Origin of the sequence: Deinococcus rhizophilus (assembly GCF_030271215.1) — a bacterium.
GTDB classification, from domain to species: Bacteria; Deinococcota; Deinococci; order Deinococcales; family Deinococcaceae; genus Deinococcus; species Deinococcus rhizophilus.
On sequence record NZ_JASNGB010000407.1, the window covers coordinates 1 to 455 of the forward strand.

Annotated in this window: 1 protein-coding gene; it reads right to left on the reverse strand. The window is 76.9% G+C overall.

Translation table 11 applies throughout. The features are described from left to right. Nucleotides 1-455 (reverse strand): hypothetical protein (locus QOL99_RS17590; RefSeq protein WP_285525699.1); only part of this gene is annotated, 455 nt, incomplete at both ends.

The window sequence follows — 455 nt, forward strand, 5'->3', positions numbered from 1 at the left end:
CCCAGGTCCCCGTCCTGCACAGCCTGGGCGGTGCGGGCCATCGCCGCGACCGGCGAGGCGATCACCCGCGCGAGCAGGTACCCGGCGGCGGCGGCAAGCAGCAGCCCGGCGCCCAGCCACGCCAGCACCGCCGCGCGGACCCGCGTCAGGGCGGCCACCGTCTGCTCGTCACGGGCCCGCAGGACCATCAGGTACGCGACCCCGAACCCCCCGGCCCCGAAGCCGTAGATGGGATGGGCCACCACGCGCGTGTGAACGGTCATCTGCGGCTGAAACACCTCCCACCACCCGGCGCGGCGCGGCCCCTCGACCAGCGTGACCGTTTCCCCGGCCCGGACCTGCGCCAGCACCGCGCCCGGCAGCCGGGGCGGGGCTGAGGTCGCCAGCGTCTCGATCAGGGCGCCGCTGGGCCGCAGCAGGAAGGCTTCCGGTTCCCCGAGGCCGCCCGCCAGCGC